Origin of the sequence: Rathayibacter tanaceti, assembly GCF_001634385.1 — a bacterium.
Taxonomy (GTDB): domain Bacteria; phylum Actinomycetota; class Actinomycetes; order Actinomycetales; family Microbacteriaceae; genus Rathayibacter; species Rathayibacter tanaceti.
Map to the genome: position 1 here is coordinate 1 of NZ_LIIN01000267.1, position 1,147 is coordinate 1,147.

A 1,147-nucleotide genomic window follows, 5' to 3' on the forward strand; every position below is an offset into this window, starting at 1 on the left:
GAGACCCGATCGCCGGGCCCGATGCCCGAGGCGCGGAGGCCGGCGGCCAGCTCGCGGACCCGCCGCGAGAGCAGGCGCCACGAGACGGAGCGCGGCCCGCCGCCTCCGGGAGGCGCCATCTCGACCAGGGCGAGGGAGTCGTCCTCGGCGTGGCGATCGAGGTGCGCCCACAGCGGCTCGACGGGTGCGGAGGGGCGGCGGACGTCCGGAGCGGGATCACCGGCGAAGGGCTCGCCGTCGGCCGAGAGGTCACCCAGCCAGGTGAGCACCGCTGCGGAGTAGTCGACGTCCTCGGCGAGCAGATGGCCCGCTCCCTCGAAGCGGTGCACCTGCGCGTGCGGGAGGCGGTCGACCAGATCGTCGAGGTAGCGGTCGGAGAAGATCGGGTCGAGTGGACCCCAGAGCATCAGTGCGGGAGTGGCCAGGGCGCGCACGCCCTCGGCGATCCGGTGGAGCTCGTCCTCGCTCGGGTGCGCGGAGTCGACCGGGATGTCGGCGACGAAGCCGCCCACTCCCCCGCGACGCGCGGACGACAGGTAGGGGGCCCGGTACCCCTCCTTCACCGCGGAGGGGAGCGCCGGACGGCCCAGCGCGAGCGTCGCCTCGAGGAAGGCGGGGGTGCTGACGGTGGAGGCGCCCAGCACGCCCGAGGCGAGCGCGAGCCGCAGCGGCGCCGGGATCGGCGCGTCGGCACGCTGGTGCACCGCGGTGTTGAGGAGCATCGTGCCGCGCAGCTGCTCGGGGTGGTCGACCGCCCAGCCCAGCGAGACGACTCCGCCCCAGTCGTGGCCGAGGGTGACGACATCGGTCAGTCCGAGCACGTCGGTGAGATTCGACAGCTCGCGGACGCGGTCGGCGAGCGGATGCAGCGCGCCGGTGCGCTCCGAGAAGCCCATCTCGAGCTGGTCCACCGCGACCACGCGCCAGGCGGGGCCGCCGAGGCGGGCCGCCTCCAGCGTGGCGGCCGCGAGGCGGCGCCAGAGGTAGGACCAGGTGGGGTTGCCGTGCACGCACAGGATCGTGCCGACCGGCTCGACGGCCAGCGCCTCGCCCGTGTCGAGGAGGTGCCAGCGGCGCGGCACGCCCTCGGCGTCGGGAGCGTCGACGAGGCGCGACCAGGCGGGATCGATCCCGTCGAGCCCGGCCG

1 protein-coding gene is annotated in these 1,147 nt (G+C 75.4%); it reads right to left on the minus strand.

Going from position 1 to position 1,147, the window contains the following annotated elements:
- Positions 1-1,147 (minus strand): alpha/beta fold hydrolase (locus ACH61_RS15550; protein WP_236713728.1); only part of this gene is annotated, 1,147 nt, incomplete at both ends.